Annotated in this window: 14 protein-coding genes; 11 read left to right on the forward strand and 3 right to left on the reverse strand. The window is 72.2% G+C overall.

Going from position 1 to position 16,374, the window contains the following annotated elements:
* The first annotated feature begins 54 nt into the window (after positions 1-54).
* From ACWGIG_RS08395 to ACWGIG_RS08410, 4 genes are all read left to right on the forward strand, one after another.
* Entirely contained in the window at positions 55-468 is a 414-nt protein-coding gene (locus tag ACWGIG_RS08395) for an SH3 domain-containing protein (protein ID WP_453320754.1), read from the forward strand.
* 85 nt (positions 469-553) lie between these two features.
* Positions 554-2,089 carry an FtsW/RodA/SpoVE family cell cycle protein gene (locus ACWGIG_RS08400; protein WP_453320755.1) on the forward strand — a complete coding sequence of 512 codons (1,536 nt, stop codon included), beginning with the start codon at positions 554-556 and terminating at the stop codon, positions 2,087-2,089.
* Positions 2,086-3,543, forward strand: coding sequence for a penicillin-binding transpeptidase domain-containing protein (locus ACWGIG_RS08405; RefSeq protein ID WP_453320756.1), 1,458 nt, complete (start codon positions 2,086-2,088; stop codon positions 3,541-3,543). Before ACWGIG_RS08400 ends, ACWGIG_RS08405 begins: the two co-directional genes overlap by 4 nt.
* A gap of 85 nt (positions 3,544-3,628) precedes the next feature.
* Positions 3,629-4,699 carry an amidase family protein gene (locus ACWGIG_RS08410; RefSeq protein ID WP_453320757.1) on the forward strand — a complete coding sequence of 357 codons (1,071 nt, stop codon included), beginning with the start codon at positions 3,629-3,631 and terminating at the stop codon, positions 4,697-4,699.
* A 134-nt stretch (positions 4,700-4,833) separates the two neighbouring features.
* On the opposite strand, the gene ACWGIG_RS08415 is transcribed toward ACWGIG_RS08410, so the two are convergent.
* Entirely contained in the window at positions 4,834-5,787 is a 954-nt protein-coding gene (locus ACWGIG_RS08415) for an ADP-ribosylglycohydrolase family protein (RefSeq protein WP_453320758.1), read from the reverse strand.
* A gap of 120 nt (positions 5,788-5,907) precedes the next feature.
* Here ACWGIG_RS08415 and ACWGIG_RS08420 point away from each other — a divergent pair, with 120 nt between their 5' ends.
* Positions 5,908-6,789 (forward strand): alpha/beta fold hydrolase, encoded by an 882-nt coding sequence (locus ACWGIG_RS08420; RefSeq protein ID WP_453320759.1) that lies wholly within the window; start codon positions 5,908-5,910, stop codon positions 6,787-6,789.
* Between the two features lie 20 nt (positions 6,790-6,809).
* On the opposite strand, the gene ACWGIG_RS08425 is transcribed toward ACWGIG_RS08420, so the two are convergent.
* The gene (locus tag ACWGIG_RS08425; protein ID WP_453320760.1) at positions 6,810-7,943 is read right to left on the reverse strand and encodes a ferritin-like domain-containing protein; all 1,134 of its coding nucleotides are present in this window, start codon (positions 7,941-7,943) and stop codon (positions 6,810-6,812) included.
* A 169-nt stretch (positions 7,944-8,112) separates the two neighbouring features.
* Here ACWGIG_RS08425 and ACWGIG_RS08430 point away from each other — a divergent pair, with 169 nt between their 5' ends.
* Entirely contained in the window at positions 8,113-9,075 is a 963-nt protein-coding gene (locus ACWGIG_RS08430; protein WP_453320761.1) for an AurF N-oxygenase family protein, read from the forward strand.
* 112 nt (positions 9,076-9,187) lie between these two features.
* On the opposite strand, the gene ACWGIG_RS08435 is transcribed toward ACWGIG_RS08430, so the two are convergent.
* On the reverse strand, positions 9,188-10,408 hold the full coding sequence (locus tag ACWGIG_RS08435; RefSeq protein ID WP_453320762.1) for a L,D-transpeptidase: 1,221 nt from the start codon (positions 10,406-10,408) through the stop codon (positions 9,188-9,190).
* Between the two features lie 245 nt (positions 10,409-10,653).
* On the opposite strand from ACWGIG_RS08435, the gene ACWGIG_RS08440 reads away from it, so the two are divergent.
* Genes ACWGIG_RS08440 through ACWGIG_RS08460 form a run of 5 tightly spaced genes read left to right on the forward strand, consistent with a single transcriptional unit; the run spans position 10,654 to position 16,345 of the window.
* Positions 10,654-11,877 (forward strand): lipid II:glycine glycyltransferase FemX, encoded by a 1,224-nt coding sequence (locus tag ACWGIG_RS08440; protein WP_453320763.1) that lies wholly within the window; start codon positions 10,654-10,656, stop codon positions 11,875-11,877.
* Positions 11,802-13,550, forward strand: coding sequence for a murein biosynthesis integral membrane protein MurJ (gene murJ / locus ACWGIG_RS08445; RefSeq protein WP_453320764.1), 1,749 nt, complete (start codon positions 11,802-11,804; stop codon positions 13,548-13,550). Before ACWGIG_RS08440 ends, murJ begins: the two co-directional genes overlap by 76 nt.
* Before the next feature lie 22 nt (positions 13,551-13,572).
* Entirely contained in the window at positions 13,573-14,256 is a 684-nt protein-coding gene (locus ACWGIG_RS08450; protein ID WP_453320765.1) for a response regulator, read from the forward strand.
* Positions 14,253-15,752: an ATP-binding protein gene (locus ACWGIG_RS08455; protein ID WP_453320766.1), complete on the forward strand. Its 1,500-nt coding sequence runs from the start codon at positions 14,253-14,255 to the stop codon at positions 15,750-15,752. Before ACWGIG_RS08450 ends, ACWGIG_RS08455 begins: the two co-directional genes overlap by 4 nt.
* A complete protein-coding gene (locus ACWGIG_RS08460) occupies positions 15,749-16,345 on the forward strand; it encodes a hypothetical protein (RefSeq protein ID WP_453320767.1) in 597 nt (198 codons plus the stop codon). Before ACWGIG_RS08455 ends, ACWGIG_RS08460 begins: the two co-directional genes overlap by 4 nt.
* The last annotated feature ends 29 nt before the right edge of the window (positions 16,346-16,374 follow it).

The following is a 16,374-nucleotide window of genomic DNA, read 5'->3' on the forward strand; positions in this document are numbered from 1 at the left end:
AGTTGAGGGCCGCATCCCGCAACGGGACACGGCCACTCCTCCCTAGGAGGCAACATGCCCACCCCCAAGAAGCTGGCCCTGTACGTCGCCGCAGGTGCGCTGACCGCGGCCCTCGCACCCACCCCCGCCCTGGCCCTGCCCCTCACCGAGCAGCGGCCGGTCGCCGACCAGCAGCCGGTCACCGAGCAGCGGCCGGTCGCCGACCAGCGGCCCGCCGCCGAGCACCCCCGGCACACCGAGGGCCGGGTCACCGCGAGGCACGGCCTGAAGCTCCGCGACAAGCCCACCCGCAGCAGCCGCATCATCCGTATCGAGCCCTACGGCGCCACGGTCCACATCTTCTGCAGGACCACCGGCGACCACGTCGAGGGCAACGACCACTGGTATCTGCTCACGGACGGCACATGGGCCTGGGGATCCGCCCGGTACATCGTGCCGAGGGACGGGCACAGCCCCCGCTGGTGCTAGGTGCGCCGGGGGGGCAGGTGTGACGTCCCTGCCCCCTGATGACATATGCCGACATTCAGTACAAACGCTTGCTACGTTGCCGAGCATGACGGACGCGCCCCCACCCGATCTCCGCCTCCCCAAGCGCCGCGGCGTAGAGCTCTCGCTCCTCGTCGGCGCCGTCCTCATCGCCGTGCTCGGTTACTGCGCCACCGGCCTCGGCAAGACCGGCACCGCACCGCCCGACGCCCTGAGCTACGGGGCGGGCCTCGGCGTCCTCGCGCTGCTCGCCCACTTCGCGGTCCGCTTCCGCGCCCCGTACGCCGATCCGCTCCTCCTCCCGATCGCCGTACTCCTCAACGGCATCGGTCTGGTCCTGATCTACCGCCTGGACCTCGAAACACCGCAGGACCAGGCCGCGTTCACCCAGCTGACCTGGTCCACGCTCGGTGTCGGCCTCTTCATCGCGGTGGTCGTGCTCCTCCGCGACCACCGGGTCCTGGCGCGGTACGCGTACCTCTCGTGCGCCGCCGCCCTCGTCCTGATGGCCGTGCCGATCTTCTTTCCGGCGATCAACGGGGCCAAGATCTGGATCCGGGTCGGCGGACTCTCCTTCCAGCCGGGCGAGTTCGCGAAGATCCTGCTCGCCGTGTTCTTCGCCGCGTACCTGGCCGCCAACCGCAACGCCCTCGCATACACCGGCCGCACGCTCTTCTTCAAGCGCCTCCAGCTCCCGACCGGCCGGGTCCTGGGCCCGATCGTCACGATCTGGCTGCTGAGCGTAGGCGTGCTGGTGCTGGAGCGGGACCTGGGCACGTCCCTGCTCTTCTTCGGCCTCTTCGTGATCATGCTGTACGTGGCGACCGGGCGGACCGGCTGGATCGCGGTGGGACTGCTGCTCGCCGCGGTCGGGGCGTACGCCGTCGGCTCGATCGAACCGCACGTGCACAGCCGGGTCACCGACTGGCTGGACCCCTTCGCCTCCATCGAGGCGGGCCAGGGCCCCGGCCAACTCGCCCAGTCCCTCTTCGCGTTCGCGGCGGGCGGCATGCTCGGGACGGGGCTGGGCCTCGGCCATTCCATCCTCATCGGGTTCGCCGCCAAGTCCGACTTCATCCTGGCGACGGCGGGCGAGGAGCTCGGCCTGTCCGGGCTCACCGCGCTCTTCCTGCTGTACGCGCTGCTGGTCGCCCGCGGCTACCGGGCGGGCCTCTCGCTGCGCGACCCGTTCGGCCGGCTGCTCGCCATCGGTCTCGCGTCGATCGTCGCGCTCCAGGTGTTCGTGATCGCGGGCGGTGTGATGGGGCTGATCCCGCTGACCGGCATGGCGATGCCGTTCCTGGCGCAGGGCGGCTCGTCCGTCGTCACCAACTGGATCATCGTGGCGCTGCTGATCCGGGTCAGCGACTCGGCCCGCAGACCGCAGCCGACGGCCGCGGACACGGGGCAGATCGCGGCGGTGGCGGTCGACGACGACCCCTGCGAACACGGCGACGCACAGAGGAAGTGGAAGCAGAACTGGAAGGAGAGGCTGAAGGAGAACCCGCAGGAGAGCGCGGAGGAGAGCCGGCCTGAGAGTCCGCCGGAGAGCCTGACGGAACAGCTGATCCCGACGGAACAGCTGGAGGAGAAGAAGCCGTGATCCGCTACATCCGCCGGGCCGCCGCCTGCTGTCTGCTCCTGCTGGCCGCCCTCCTCCTGAACGCCGCCCGCATCCAGGTCTTCCAGGCCGAATCCCTCGACGACAATCCCGCCAACCGCCGCAAGAACATCGTCCGTTACGACCAGGCGCGCGGGAACATCCTCGTCGACGGGAAGCCGGTCACCGGCTCCAAGGACACCGGCGAGCAGCTCCGCTGGGAACGCACCTACACCCAGGGCCCGTTGTACGCACCGGTCACCGGCTACGCCTCGCAGACGTACGGCACCGCCTTCATCGAGGCCGCCGAGGACGACATCCTCTCCGGCACCGACCCGATGCTCGCCCCGCTCCCCTTCTGGGGGGAGATCACCCGCAAGCAGCAGCCCGGCGGGCAGGTGGCCACGACCATCCGGGCGGCGGCCCAGCAGGCCGCGTACCGGGGTCTGGGCGGGCGGCGCGGCGCGGTCGCGGCGATCGAGCCGGCGACCGGGCGGATCCTCGCGCTGGTCAGCAGCCCTTCGTACGATCCGGGGCAGCTGTCGGGGACGGGCCCCGCGGTCGCCGACACCTGGTCGGGCCTCAATTCCGCGACCGGCCAGCCGATGCTGAACCGGGCGATCCGGCAGACGTACCCGCCGGGCTCCACGTTCAAGATCGTGACGGCTGCGGCGGCGCTGGACGCCGGGGTGGTGACGGACATCGACGCCCCGACGGACACCCCCGACCCGTACGTCCTGCCGGGCACGCGCACCTCGCTCCCCAACGAGGCGAGCGGCTGCGAGAACGCGTCGCTGGCGGAGGCGATCCGGGTGTCGTGCAACACGGTGATGGCCCACCTCGGGGTCGAGGTCGGGCTGCCCGGGATGCTGGACACGGCGGGGCGCTTCGGCTTCAACGACAAGGGGATCCGGATCCCGTCGCCGGTGTCGGCGAGCAACTTCGACAAGAAGATGAGCGCCGACCAGCTGGCACTGTCCTCGATCGGCCAGTTCGACACGAGGGCGACGCCGTTGCAGATGGCGATGGTCGCGGCGGCGGTGGCGAACGGCGGCGACCTCAACAGGCCGCGCCTGGTGGAGAGTACGGCGACGCGGGCGGGCAGCGTCGTCTCGCAGACGGCCACCCGCTCCTACCAGCAGGCGATGAATCCTGCGACGGCGATGCAGCTCCAGAAGATGATGGTCGACGTCGTCGAGAACGGCACGGGCGGCAATGCGGCGATCCCGGGCGTGACGGTCGGCGGCAAGACGGGCACGGCACAGCACGGGGTGGGCAACTCCGGTATCCCGTACGCCTGGTTCATCTCCTGGGCGCAGAAGCCGGACGCCGGGCAGGCGGGGGTGGCGGTCGCGGTGGTGGTGGAGGACTCGCAGGCGCGCCGCGGGGACATCACGGGCGGCGGGCTCGCGGCGCCGATCGCCAGGTCGGTGATGCAGGCGGTGCTGGCAGACTGATCCACAGGGGCACTCGCGCGGTGGGCCTCACGCGCCGGGGGCTCGCGCGGGGTCCCCCACGGAGGTTCTCAGACGGAGGTTCCGGATGGATGTGCAGCAGTCGCTGGCGCGGATCGCGGAGCTCGATCCGCACCTCTGCGCGTTCCTGGAGGTGTGGGAGGACGCGTCGCCGGTGTCCGCGGACCGGGAACTCCCCCTGTACGGAACGCCCTTCGCGGTGAAGGGGCCTTCGGGGGTACGTTCCTACGCCGCGCGGCGGCTGATCGCGGCGGGGGCGGTTCCGGTGGGCTCCACGGCGGTGCCGGGCCCGGGAACGTACTGGCAGACCTGGGGCCGGGGCGCGCACGGACCGACCCTCAACCCGTACCGCGCCGACCGCACCCCGGGCGGGTCGTCCGCAGGCTCGGCGGTGGCCGTCGCCGCGGGAATGGTGCCGCTGGCCACCGGGAGCGACGGGGCGGGTTCGGTACGGATCCCGGCGGCCTGGTGCGGGGTGTTCGGTCTGCGCACCACCCGGGGCCTGCTGCCGTCACCGGACCGCACGGGGCTGGCGACGGCGGGGGTCATCGGCCGGTCGGCGGCGGAGCTGGAGGCGTATCTGGGGTGCGTGGTGGACGGGTACACGCCCGCGCCGGAGGCGGCGGACCTGCCGACGAGCGCGGTGTGGTCCACCGACCTGGGCTTCGCGGCGGGACCTGACCTCGACCCGGAGGTGGTGGCGGTGGCACGGCGCGCGGCGGAACGCATACTGACGCTGGAGGACGCACCGGAGGGCTTCGCCCTGCTGGACCCGAAGCAGGAGTGGTTCGCGATACGGGGCGGCTCCCGGCCGGGAGCGGTGGCGGCCGAGAACACGGCCCGCCTCGATCAACTCTTCGCCACGACCCGGCTGTTGGCGACACCGGCCACCCCCTTCCCGCCGCACGGTCACGAAGGTCCTGGCGGACGCTTCTCGACGGCGCTGACGTGGGCGTTCAATGTGAGCGGCCATCCGGCGGTGAGCATTCCGGCGGGATTCACGGCGGACGGGTGCCCGGTGGGGCTGCAGCTCGTCGCGGAATTCGGGTCGGAGGCGCTGCTGGCGCGGGTGGCGGCCGGCGTGCCGCCATGGCCGACACCTCGTTCGAGCGGGCGCAATTCACCTTCTCGGCCGTGAAGCACCGACCTCGTAGGTCCCGTGCCCGACAGGGTGGATGCGACTTCGGTTGCCGCGCCCCGGTGACGAAGCCCCGCACCGGGGAGACCCCGGTGGCTACCGCGACCGCGGCTGCTCCGCGTCGACGCACCTCCTCACCCCAGCCCCTCCCTCCTCTCCAGCCACTCCCCCGGCATCCCGCCCACGCCCACCCGCGCCCCCACGACCCCGCCCGTGATCGCGCAGGTCGTGTCGACGTCGCCGAAGCCCTCGGCCGTGGCCCAGAGGGCGTCCTCCAGGTCGTCCGGATGACGGGTCGCGGTCCACAGCGCGAAGGGGACCGTGTCGTCGGCACGGACGCGCGAGCCGTTGCCGAGGAGGTCGGCGGCATTCCGGGGCGGGGTGCTGAAGGGGAGGTCCGCGGCCCTCAGCAAGCCGTCCCGCACGGCTCCCGGCGGGGTGCGGTCCGCGACCGCCGGGAGCGAGAGTTCGCCCCGTACCGAGAGCGCTGCGGCGACTGCCACGGCGACGGCGCCTGCGATGCCTTGCGGGTGCGCGTGCGTGACCTCTGCCGACAACTCGGCCTGCGCTGCGGCCAGTGCGAGATCGTACGAGAACCAGGCGCCGAGCGGCGCCACCCGCATCGCCGCCCCGTTGCCGAGGCTGCCGCTGCCTTCGAAGAGGGCGGGGGCGAGGGTGCGCCAGTCGGCGGGGTGGGCGAGGAGCTCGGGGAGGAGGACGTGCATGCCGTGGCCGTAGCCGCGGCCCTGGTCGGCGTCGAAGGCGAGCGCGAAGCAGGTGGCGAGGCGGTCCTGGTCGACGTGGCCGTGTTCGGTGAGGACGCGGTGCAGGGCGAGGGCCATCGCGGTGTCGTCGGTCCAGCGCCAGAGCGGGCCCGACGGCACGCGGCGGGTGCGGACGTCCGTGTACGCGTCGTCGGGCACGAGGCCCTCGCGGAAGCGGAAGAGGGGGAACCAGCGTTCGCCGAAGGCGTCACCGAGGGCGAGGGCTTCGAGGCTGTTGCGGGCGGCGCGGCGGTGGGCGGCGGGTGCGGTCGGGTCGCGGTCGGCGCTGCGGTCCCCGTCGGTGTCGCGGTCGGTGTCTGCCATGGGCACCATCGTGCCCTGGGCACCGAAGGGCGTACATCCATTATGGGCCGGGGAGCGGGCGGATTCCGTCGTCCCCGCGGACGATCTTCAACGCCCTTTCCCGGTCCTACCGTTGACGCCATGAGCAGCGCACCCCTCCACGTCCACGACCACGGCGGCGAAGGCCCCGCCCTCCTCCTCCTGCACGGCGCGGGCCGCTCGCGCGCCGACTGGGACGACGTCGTCCCGCACCTCCTCCCCCACCACCGCGTCCTCGCCGCCGATCTGCCGGGACACGGCCGCTCACCGGCTCCGGCCGGCTCCGGGTGGTCCTTCGAGGCGACGGCCCGGGCGCTGGACGCGACTCTCGCCGCCCACGACGCGATCCCGGTCGGGCACTCGCTCGGCGGCATGGTCGCCGTGCACCTCGCCGCCACCCGCCCCGGCGCCGTGCGGGCCGCCGTCGACCTCGACGGGTTCTGGCGGGGGCCGCTGGGGCGTTACGAGTCCTCCGCCCGGCTCGACGAGGCCGTACGGGCGGCTGCGGGCGGTGTCATGCCGCCCGACCACATCTCCCAACAGGGTGGGTACGCACGCCGGTTCGGGATCCCGCCCGAGCGGGCCGAGCGCACGACGCGCGCTGCCGCGCGCGAGCTCCCCGACGGCCGGTGGCAGACGCTGCCCGAGCGGGACACCGCGCTCGCGATGTACGACGCGATGGACGCGCTCGACCTCTTCACGCTCTTGCGCGAGGTCGAGTGCCCGCTGCTGCTCGTGCGCGGGGAACGCGCACAGCCGGCGAGCCCGCCCGGCATGGAATGGCTCGACGCCTTCTGGAGCGAGTTCGGGGAGGCGCTGACCACCGACCTCGCCGCCCTGTGCGCGGACCGGCCGGACACCGTCACCGTCGAGGGCATCGACGCGACGCACGCACTGCTCCTGGAGGAGCCGGAGGCGGTCGCGGCGCTGGTGAGGGGCTTCGTATCAGGGGTCGATGCGCGGGGGCGCCGGCCGCGCCTCTGACTGCGGAGGCCCACCCCCTACTACGCCCCCTCCTCCGCTCCCTCCGCGATCGCGTCCCGCACCTCGGCCACCCGCTCCTGTTCCTCCGCCGCGAAGCGTTCGCGGTCGAGCTGTTCGGCGATCTCCTCGTCCTGGGTCATCAGCAGGTCCAGGTTGGAATTGCCCAGCTCGAAGACGCCCATGTCGACGTACGCCTTCTGGAGGCGCTCGCCCCACAGCCCGATGTCCTTGACGCAGGGGACGATCCGGCTGAAGAGCAACTTGCGGAAGAGGTGCAGGAATTCGCTCTGCTCACTCAGCTCCTGCGCCTCCTGCTTGGGGATGCCGAAGTTTTCGAGGACCTCGACGCCGCGCAGGCGGTCGCGCATCAGGTAGCAGCCCTCGATGACGAACTCCTCGCGCTCCTTCAGCTCGGCGTCGGAGAGCTGCTGGTAGTAGTCGCGCAGGGCCATGCGGCCGAAGGCGACGTGGCGGGCCTCGTCCTGCATGACGTACGCGAGGATCTGCTTGGGCAGCGGCTTGTTCGTCGTGTCGCGGATCATGCCGAAGGCGGCGAGGGCGAGGCCTTCGATGAGGACCTGCATGCCGAGGTAGGGCATGTCCCAGCGGGAGTCGCGGAGGGTGTCGCCCAACAGCCCCTGGAGGCTGTCGTTGACGGGGTAGAGCATGCCGATCTTCTCGTGCAGGAAGCGGCTGTAGATCTCGGCGTGGCGGGCCTCGTCCATGGTCTGGGTCGCGGAGTAGAACTTCGCGTCGAGGTCGGGGGCGGACTCGACGATGCGGGCGGCGCACACCATCGCACCCTGCTCGCCGTGCAGGAACTGGCTGAACTGCCAGGCGGTGTAGTGCCGCCGCAGATCACCCTTGTCCCGTTCCGTCATGCGGTCCCAGTAGCGGGTGCCGTACAGGCTCATGGACTCGTCGGGGGTGCCGAGGGGGTCCTGCGGGTCGACTTCGAGGGACCAGTCGATGCGGGTGGCGCCGTCCCACTGCTTGTCCTTGCCCTTCTGGTAGAGGGCGAGGAGACGCTCGCGGCCCGAGCCCCCCTTCTGGCCGACAAACATGGCCTCCCAGCTGAAACGGGCCTGGCCGGTGGCGGGCACCTGCCAGGCCGGGCCCCCCGGGCTCTTCGTGTAGAGCTCGTGTGTCGACATACGCGACCCCTTCGCCTCTCCAACGGCCGGATTCGTGACGGTAGTTCGCAGGCTCACACGCGGGTAGACGAACGGTCAACAAGTCCCGCGCAAGGGATTGACGCCCTTGCTGACAAGGAGTCTCATAAGAAGTGACCCCCGGTAACCCCAACCACGAGGTGCTCCGACCATGACGACCGCCCCGTCCAGGACAGCAGTCGAGCCGACCGAGACCGACTTCACCGCCCTCCGTGACGCCCTTGGGATGCTCAAGGACCGGGAGCAGGTCGCCGAGCGCCTCCTGGAGTCGTCCGCCAAGCACTCCTTCGACCCCGACAAGGAACTCGACTGGGACGCCCCGGCCGACGAGGGCAAGTGGTACTGGCCGCCGGAGCTGGTGTCCCTCTACGACACCCCGCTGTGGAAGAAGATGTCCGAGGACCGGCGGATGGACCTGGCACGCCACGAAGCCGCGGCCATCGCCTCCCTCGGCATCTGGTTCGAGATCATCCTGATGCAGCTGCTGATCCGCCACATCTACGACAAGTCCGTGACCAGCAACCACGTGCGTTACGCGCTCACCGAGATCGCGGACGAGTGCCGGCACTCGATGATGTTCGCCCGGATGATCGAGAAGGGCGGCGCGCCCAACTACCCCGTACCGCGCGTCTATCACAACCTGGCGCGCGTCCTGAAGACCGTCTCGACGACCCCGGGCTCCTTCGCCGCCACCCTCCTCGGCGAGGAGATCCTCGACTGGATGCAGCGGCTGACCTTCCCGGACGAGCGCGTCCAGACACTGGTACGGGGCGTGACGCGCATCCACGTCATCGAGGAGGCACGCCATGTCCGATACGCGCGCGAGGAGTTGCGCCGCCAGATGGTGACGGCCCCGCGCTGGGAGCAGGAGTTCACCCGGCTGAGCTGCGGGGAGGCGGCCCGGGTCTTCTCCACCTGCTTCATCAACCCGAAGGTGTACGAGAACGTGGGCCTGGACCGGCGCGAGGCGATCGCCCAGGTGAAGGCGAGCGGCCACCGCACGGAGGTCATGCAGAACGGCGCGCGGCGCCTGACCGACTTCCTCGACGACATCGGCGTCCTGCGCGGCGCGGGCCGCAAGCTGTGGGTGAGCTCGGGACTGCTGGCGCGCTGAGGGCGCCGCCGGGGGCGGGTGACGGGCCTGCCGCTCCCGGTACCCTGCCGCTCCCGGTGCCCCGCCGCTCCCGGTACCCCGCCTCGGCGGAGATCGCCCTCTCCCCCGCCCCTCAGCCCAGCGCGCTCAGTCGTTGCCAGGCCGTCCACGGCAGGTTCCACTGGCCGAAGCCGTTGGCCGGGGCGACGACTCCCTTGGTGTCCTTGCCGGTGATCTCGAAGGGGTCGCCCGGCCTCACCTGGCCGTAGAACCACGCCGCGTCGGTGCTGCTCATTCCTATGCAGCCCGAACTCTGGTTGGCGTTGCCGAAGTAGCGGGCGTTCCAGGGGGCCGCGTGTGCGTACATGCCCGACCAGGTGAGGCGCATGGAGTGGTCGACCATCCTGTCGTAGGTGTTGCCGAGGCCGACCGTCTCGGAGTTCATGTTGATGGTGCCTTCCTTGGCCATGAGGACGGCAGTCCCGCGCCAGGAACGCTTGTCGCCGCCGGGTGTGCCGCCCGAGACCGGGATGCGGCGGACGGGCTTGCCGTCGCGCAGGAGCGTGAGGTGGTGGCCGTCGAGGTCCACCTTGGCGATCTGCTGCGCGCCGATGGTGAAGGTGGTGGTGTAGTCGCGTACGAACCAGCCACCCGCGTCGCCCGATTCCGTGCCGTTCAGGTCGGCGTTCACGGTGACCTTGGTGTGGGGTTTCCAGTATTCCTTGGGGCGCCAGTCCACCCGGTCCTTTCCCGACCAGTCGCGCATCCAGCCCCAGGAACCCTCGGTGGGGTTCGAGGTGGTGACCTTCAGCTGTCTCTCGACCTCGGCCCGGTTCCTGACGGGGCGGTCGAAGACCAGCGAGATCGGCTGGGCCACGCCGACGGTGGTGCCGGTGCCGGGGCGCCAGTCGACCTTGTTGACCCTGGTGGCGGGGACGGTGGTGAAGGTGGTCCGGCTCGTGGCTGCGGTACCGCCTTGCGTCCGGGTCGCCGCCGTGACCCTGTACGCCGTGCCGGGTGCGGCTTTGCGCGCGGAGGTCCAGGTGCGGCCGTCGGCCGCCACCTTTCCGGTGAGTTCCCGGCCCTTGGCGTCGGTGACGGTCACCGAGGTGAGACGTCCGCCCGTCGCGGTGACCTTCACCGGCTCCCCGGCCGCGGCCCGCCGGCCGGTGGGAGTGACCTTCACGCTGACGGGGCGGTCGTCGTTCTTCGCCGCCGCGCCCGCGGCTGCCGCGCCCGCGTCCGCCGTGGCCGGAGCGGGGCCCGTGGAGCAGGCGGCCACGAGCGGTGCGAGCAGGACCGCGGCGACGGCGGTACGTATCGGGGGGTGGGCGCGGACACGTGTGCGGTGCAACAGGACCTCCGTGGCGAGGAAGAGGGAAAGGGGAGGGTGGGAAGGGCCGGCGAGGTGGGTACCGGCGGCCGGTGTGGTGACTGTAGGGCCGGATAAGGCCAGGTCAGCGGCGACGGAGCTATATGACGGCGACTGGTGAGGAACGGTCATGGTCCGGTCACATTCGTCGCGCGGGACGGTCACGGGCGGCTGTGAGCATCTCGTCCGACCCCGGAGAAGTCCGGGGAGGAGGAGAGGCCCCGACCGTGTCAGCACTGCTCGTACCGACCCAACCCCCTGACGAGGAGGGCGGCCTGGCCCTCGGGCTGGGTGGCATCTCCGCCGAGGCCTACCGTGCCTTCCTCGCCTCCCGCGACGGTGCGGCGCTCGGCGCCGCCTTCCTGCAGTGCCCCTCCTGGGCCGACGTCAAGGAGGGCTGGCGCTCCCAGCTGCTCGGCTGGGGTCCCGATCCGCAGGCCGGCCGGCTGACGGGGGTGGCGCTGGTGCTGCTGCGTCAACTCCCGGGCACCCGCAAGTACTTCGCGTACCTTCCCGAAGGCCCCGTCGCCGACTGGGCGGACCCGGACGTCGACCGCTGGCTCGGTCCGCTGCTTGAACACCTGCGCGGCGCGGGCGCCTTCGCCGTCCGCATCGGCCCCTCGCCCGGCTACCGACGCTGGGACGCGGCCCTGCTGAAGTCGGTCAGCCACCCGGGCAGGCGCCTGGGCGACGTCCTCGCCAGCCGGGTCGACCCGCTCGGCACCGCCGTGGCCGAACGGCTGCGCGCCCGCGGCTGGCAGCGCTGCGGCGACGGCGGTTCGGGAGGCGGCGGGGACGGTGGGCAGGGCGCGGACGGCGGGGACGCCCAGCCGCGCCACGTCTTCCACGTGCCGCTCGCCGGGCGCAGCCCCGAGGACCTGTGGGCCGGGCTCAACCAGGAGTGGCGGCGCAATGTGCGGCGCGCCAGGAAGGAGGGCGTGGAGGTGGTGGTGGGCAGCGCCGCCGACCTGCCCGAGTTCTACCGGCTGCTGCGCATCACCGAGGAGCGCGACGGATTCCGGCTCGGCCGCTCGCTCGCGTACTACGAGCGCCAGTACGCGGCGCTCAACGCCGAGGAGCCGGGCCGGATGAAGCTCTACCTGGCCCGCCACCGCGGGGAGGTCCTCGCCGCCCACACCATGATCACGGTGGGCCGCAGAGCCTGGTACCAGACCGGCGCCTCCGCCGACCACCGCCGGGAAGTGCGGCCGTCCAACGCCCTCCAGTGGCGCATGCTGCTGGACGCCCACGCCCTGGGCGCCGACGTCTACGACATGCGGGGGGTACCCTCCACCCTTGACCCCGGCGAACGTGCGTACGGACTGCTGCGGTGGAAGCTCGGCACCGGAGGACAGGTCGTCGAGACATTGGGGGAATGGGAGAGACCGTTGGGCGGCACCGCCAACCAGACGCTTTACCGCGCCTTCCAGGCGTACCTGAACCGCCGGTGAGGCCGCCGGTGAAGCACACGGCCACGGCGCCGGACGGGGGATCCGGTACGGAGAACCAGCCCGGAGCCGTCCCCGACAGCGCCCCCAGAACGGCCTCCGCCGCGCGCAGCAGTGCCGTCATGGCCGCGGGCTCCCTGGTGTCCCGGGCAACCGGTTTCGTACGCTCCGCCGTGGTCGCCGCCGCGATCGGCACCATCGGACCCGTCGCGGACGGCTACGCGGTCGGCAACGCGCTGCCCACCATCGTCTACATGCTGCTGCTCGGCGGCGCGCTGAACGCCGTCTTCGTGCCCGAGCTGGTCAGGGCGGCGAAGGAGCACGCGGACGGCGGGTCCGCGTACACCGACCGGCTCATCACGCTCTGCGTCCTGGCCCTGCTGGTGCTCACCGCGACCGCGGTGTGGGCGGCGCCCGCGATCATCGGCGTCTACACCGACTACAGCGGCCAACAGGCGTCCATGACGATCGCCTTCGCCCGCTACTGCCTGCCGCAGATCTTCTTCCTCGGCGTGTTCACCCTGCTGGGGCAGGTGCTCAACGCGCGTGGCCGGTTCGGCGCCATGATGTGGGCCCCGGTCCTCAACAACGTCGTCGTCATCGGCGTGTTCGGCCTGTATCTGGTCCTGGGCCTGGGCGGCGGGGGCACGCTCACCGCGTCCGAGACCGCGCTGCTCGGCTGGGGCACCACCGCCGGGATCGCCGTCCAGGCACTCGCCCTCCTGCCCGCACTGCGCGCGGCCCGCTTCCGCTGGCGGCCCCGGTTCGACTGGCGGGGCAGCGGACTGACCCGCCCCCTGCGGGCGGCCGGGTGGCTGGTGCTGCTGGTCCTGGCCAACCAGGCCGCGTACTGGGTCACGACCCGGCTGGCCACCACGGCGGGCCTCGAAGGGGGCCCGGGGTACGGCGCGTACAACAACGCCTACGTCCTGTGGGTCGTCCCGCACGGCATCATCACGGTCTCCCTGCTGACCGCGCTGCTGCCCCGGATGAGCGCGGCGGCGGCCGACCGGGACACCGCGGCCCTGCGGCGGGACGTCTCGTACGCGCTGCGCTCCTCGGCCGCCGCGGTCGTCCCCGCGGCCTGTGTGCTGTTCGCCCTCGCCCACCCGGTGATGGCCCTTGTCTTCGGCCACGGGCGGACGAGCGCGAGCGACACGGCAGCGATGGCCGGGATCCTGATGGCGTTCGCGCCGGGACTGGTCGCCATGTCGGGCCAGTACGTGCTCTCCCGCACCTTCTACGCGCTCGGCGACACCCGTACGCCCTTCCTGCTCAACCTGGTGATCGTCGCTCTCAACGCGGGCCTGTCCGTGGCCGCCGCCCACCTGCTGCCGGCCCGCTGGGCGGTGACGGGGATGGCGGCGGCGTACTCACTGGCGCTGTTCGGGGGCTGGGTGGTGACGGGCCGGGTGCTGAGCCGTCGCCTCGGCGTGGCCCGGCCGTGGCGTTCGTCCGCCGTCGTGGCGCACGCGCGGCTGCTGGTCGCCGCCGTCCTCGCCACCGCGCTGGGCCACTTCGCGGCGTCCGGGGCGGAGCGGGCGGGCGCCCTGGCCTCGGCCGCCGCCGGAACGGCCGTCATCGTGCTCGCCTTCGTGCTGCTCGCCCGGCCGCTGCGGCTGACCGAACTCGACGCGCTGATCTCCGGCCTGCGCCGGCGAGCGGCCCGGCGCTGAATCACCACCGAGGAGACTGCTGATGCCCCGCGTACTGCTCATCGAGGACGACCCCGCCGTGCGGGAAGGCGTCGAACTCGGTCTGCGCCGCCGCGGCCACGACGTACGGTCGGCCGCCACCGGCGAGGCAGGACTCGCCGCGCTGGGGGATTTCCGCCCCGATCTGCTGCTGCTCGACCTGATGCTGCCCGGGATGAACGGCGTACAGGTCTGCCGGCGCGTCCGCGAGGACAGCCAGCTGCCCATCATCATGCTCACCGCACGCGGCGACGACTTCGACATGATCGTGGGCCTGGAGGCCGGCGCCGACGACTACATCGTCAAGCCCGCCCGCCCCGACGTGATCGAGGCGCGCATCCGTGCCGTACTGCGCCGCATCGAGGTCACCGGCACCGAACGGCCGGCCGTCGAGGTCCACGGCGACCTCACCCTCGACCGGGCCGGACTGACCGTCACCAAGGCCGGCCTGCGCCTGGCGCTGGCCCCCTCCGAGCTGAAGCTCCTGCTCCACCTCTCCGCCGCCCCGGACCGGGTCTTCAGCCGTCAGCAACTGCTGGAGCACGTGTGGGAGCACAGCTACCACGCCGACGCACGCCTGGTCGACGCGTGCGTCCGCCGTCTGCGCAACAAGATCGAGGACGACTCCGGCACCCCCCGGTACGTGCAGACCCTGCGCGGCTTCGGCTACCGCTTCGGGCCCCTGTGAGCGGGACGCCTCTCACCGACCGGGTGCCCCCTGCCGCCCGGGGCCGGCGGGCGTGGGCCTTCGGTCTGCGCACCCGCCTGGTTCTGGCGTTCTTGCTGGTCGCGGCCGTCGGCTCCGGTACCACCGCCGCGCTGACCTACCGGGAGGCCCGCAACGCCCTGCTGAAGACCACCCAGGACACGGCCGTCTCGTCGTTCCGCGACCACGTCCAGCAGACCAGCTTCGGCCTGCCCGTGCAGGCCGAGGGCATCGAGGAAATCCTGCGCGACCTCGCCCGCAGGGGCAAGCCGCGCCCGTGGGTCGTCTTCGCCGAATACGGCTCGATCCGTGCCTCGTCCGGCACCAGCCCCGTCTCCACCGTCATCACCCCGCAGCTGCGGCGGGCCGCGCTGGCCGACCCCCGCGGCAGCTTCGAACGGGTCGTCAAGGACGGTGTCCCGTATCTGACCATCGCCATGCCCACGGTCTTCCGGACCGGCCCGCGGGGCGAGCTGCCCACCGGTCTCGTCCTGTACGCCGTCATGCGGATGAGCGAGGAGCAGATCAACGTCGACGCACTCCTGACCGCCGCCCGCGACGGGGCCCTGCCGGGACTCGCCGTCGCCCTGCTGCCCGGCCTGCTCGCCGCCCGCAGCGTGCTGCGTCCGGTACGGGAACTGCGCCAGGCCGCCCGGAGCATGGGCAGCGGCAGGCTCGACACCCGCATCCGGGTACGGGGCAGCGACGAACTGGCGGACCTCGCCCACACCTTCAACGAGTCCGCGGGCAGCCTTGAGCACTCCGTACGGGAACTGCGCCTGGCCGAGGAACGCGCCCGCCGGTTCGCGTCCGACGTCTCGCACGAGCTGCGCACCCCGCTCGCCGGGATGCTCGCGGTCACCGAGGTCCTCGACGAGGACGCGGGCCGGCTCGACAGCGACACCGCCCGGGCGGTGCGGCTGATCAGCGCGGAGACCGGAAAGCTCGCCGTCCTCGTCGAGGACCTGATCGAGATCTCGCGCTTCGACGCACGCGCGGCCGAGCTGAACACCGACGAGGTCGACGCGGCCGAGGCCATCCGCAAGACGCTGGACAACCGGCGCTGGACGGACGGCCGGGTCCACGCCGAACTGCCCGACGGGATCCGGGCGCGGCTCGACCCGCGCCGCTTCGACATCGTCGTCGCCAACCTCGTCGGCAACGCGCTGCGGCACGGCGCGGTGCCCGTCACCGTACGGCTGCGCAGCGGAACGGGCTCCGACGGGACGCCCGTACTGGTCACCGAGGTCGCCGACAGCGGCCCCGGCATCCGGCCCGAGGTGCTTCCGCACATCTTCGACCGCTTCTACAAGGCCGACGCGGCGCGCACCCGCTCGGCGGGCAGCGGTCTGGGACTGGCGATCACTCTGGAGAACGTCAGGCTGCACGGAGGGACGGTCCGCGCGGGGAACCGGCCCCGGGGAGGTGCCGTCTTCACCGTCGAAATACCGCTGCGCACGGAAGGGGACGACGAGTGAGGCAGGCGCACCTGCGCCGCCGGGTGCTCGCTGCCTGGCCGGTGACCGCCCTGCTGCTCGCCGGATGCGGCATCCAGGAGACCGACGTCATCGAGGCGGGCGGCCCCGGCCGGGTGCAGAACTTCGTCGATCCCGACGGCGACGCACTGCTGTTCTTCCGGCTGCCGCACGGCGAACTGACCCCCGTGCCCCGCCGATTCAGACCCGAGGGCATTTTCAGCGACGAGTACGGGCAGCCCCGCAGGACGGAGACTCGGCGCATGTCGACGGAAGAGGCGATCTCCGCGCTGCTCAGCGGCCCGGGGAAGGCCGAGAAGGCCGCCGGGCTCAGCACTGCCCTGCCCAGGGTCACGGCCGGCGGCGTCCGGGTCCGGCTCTCCGGGGGCGGCTCCACCCAGGGCTCCGGGGCCGGCGAAGTCCTGGTGAGCCTTCCCCTCGCCGTCGACCGGCTGGACGCGACGGCCGTGCGCCAGTTGATCTGCACCGCCGCCTACAGCAAGGACCGCGAGGGCCGGGCCACCGTGCGCGTGACGGGCCGGGACGGCGGGTCGGCGTCCGGCACCTGCGGCCTGGACCCTCAGCACGACGAGTAGACGAGGGGGCAGGAGGGGAACGGCGGTGA

Source organism: Streptomyces sp. NPDC054863, assembly GCF_053610825.1.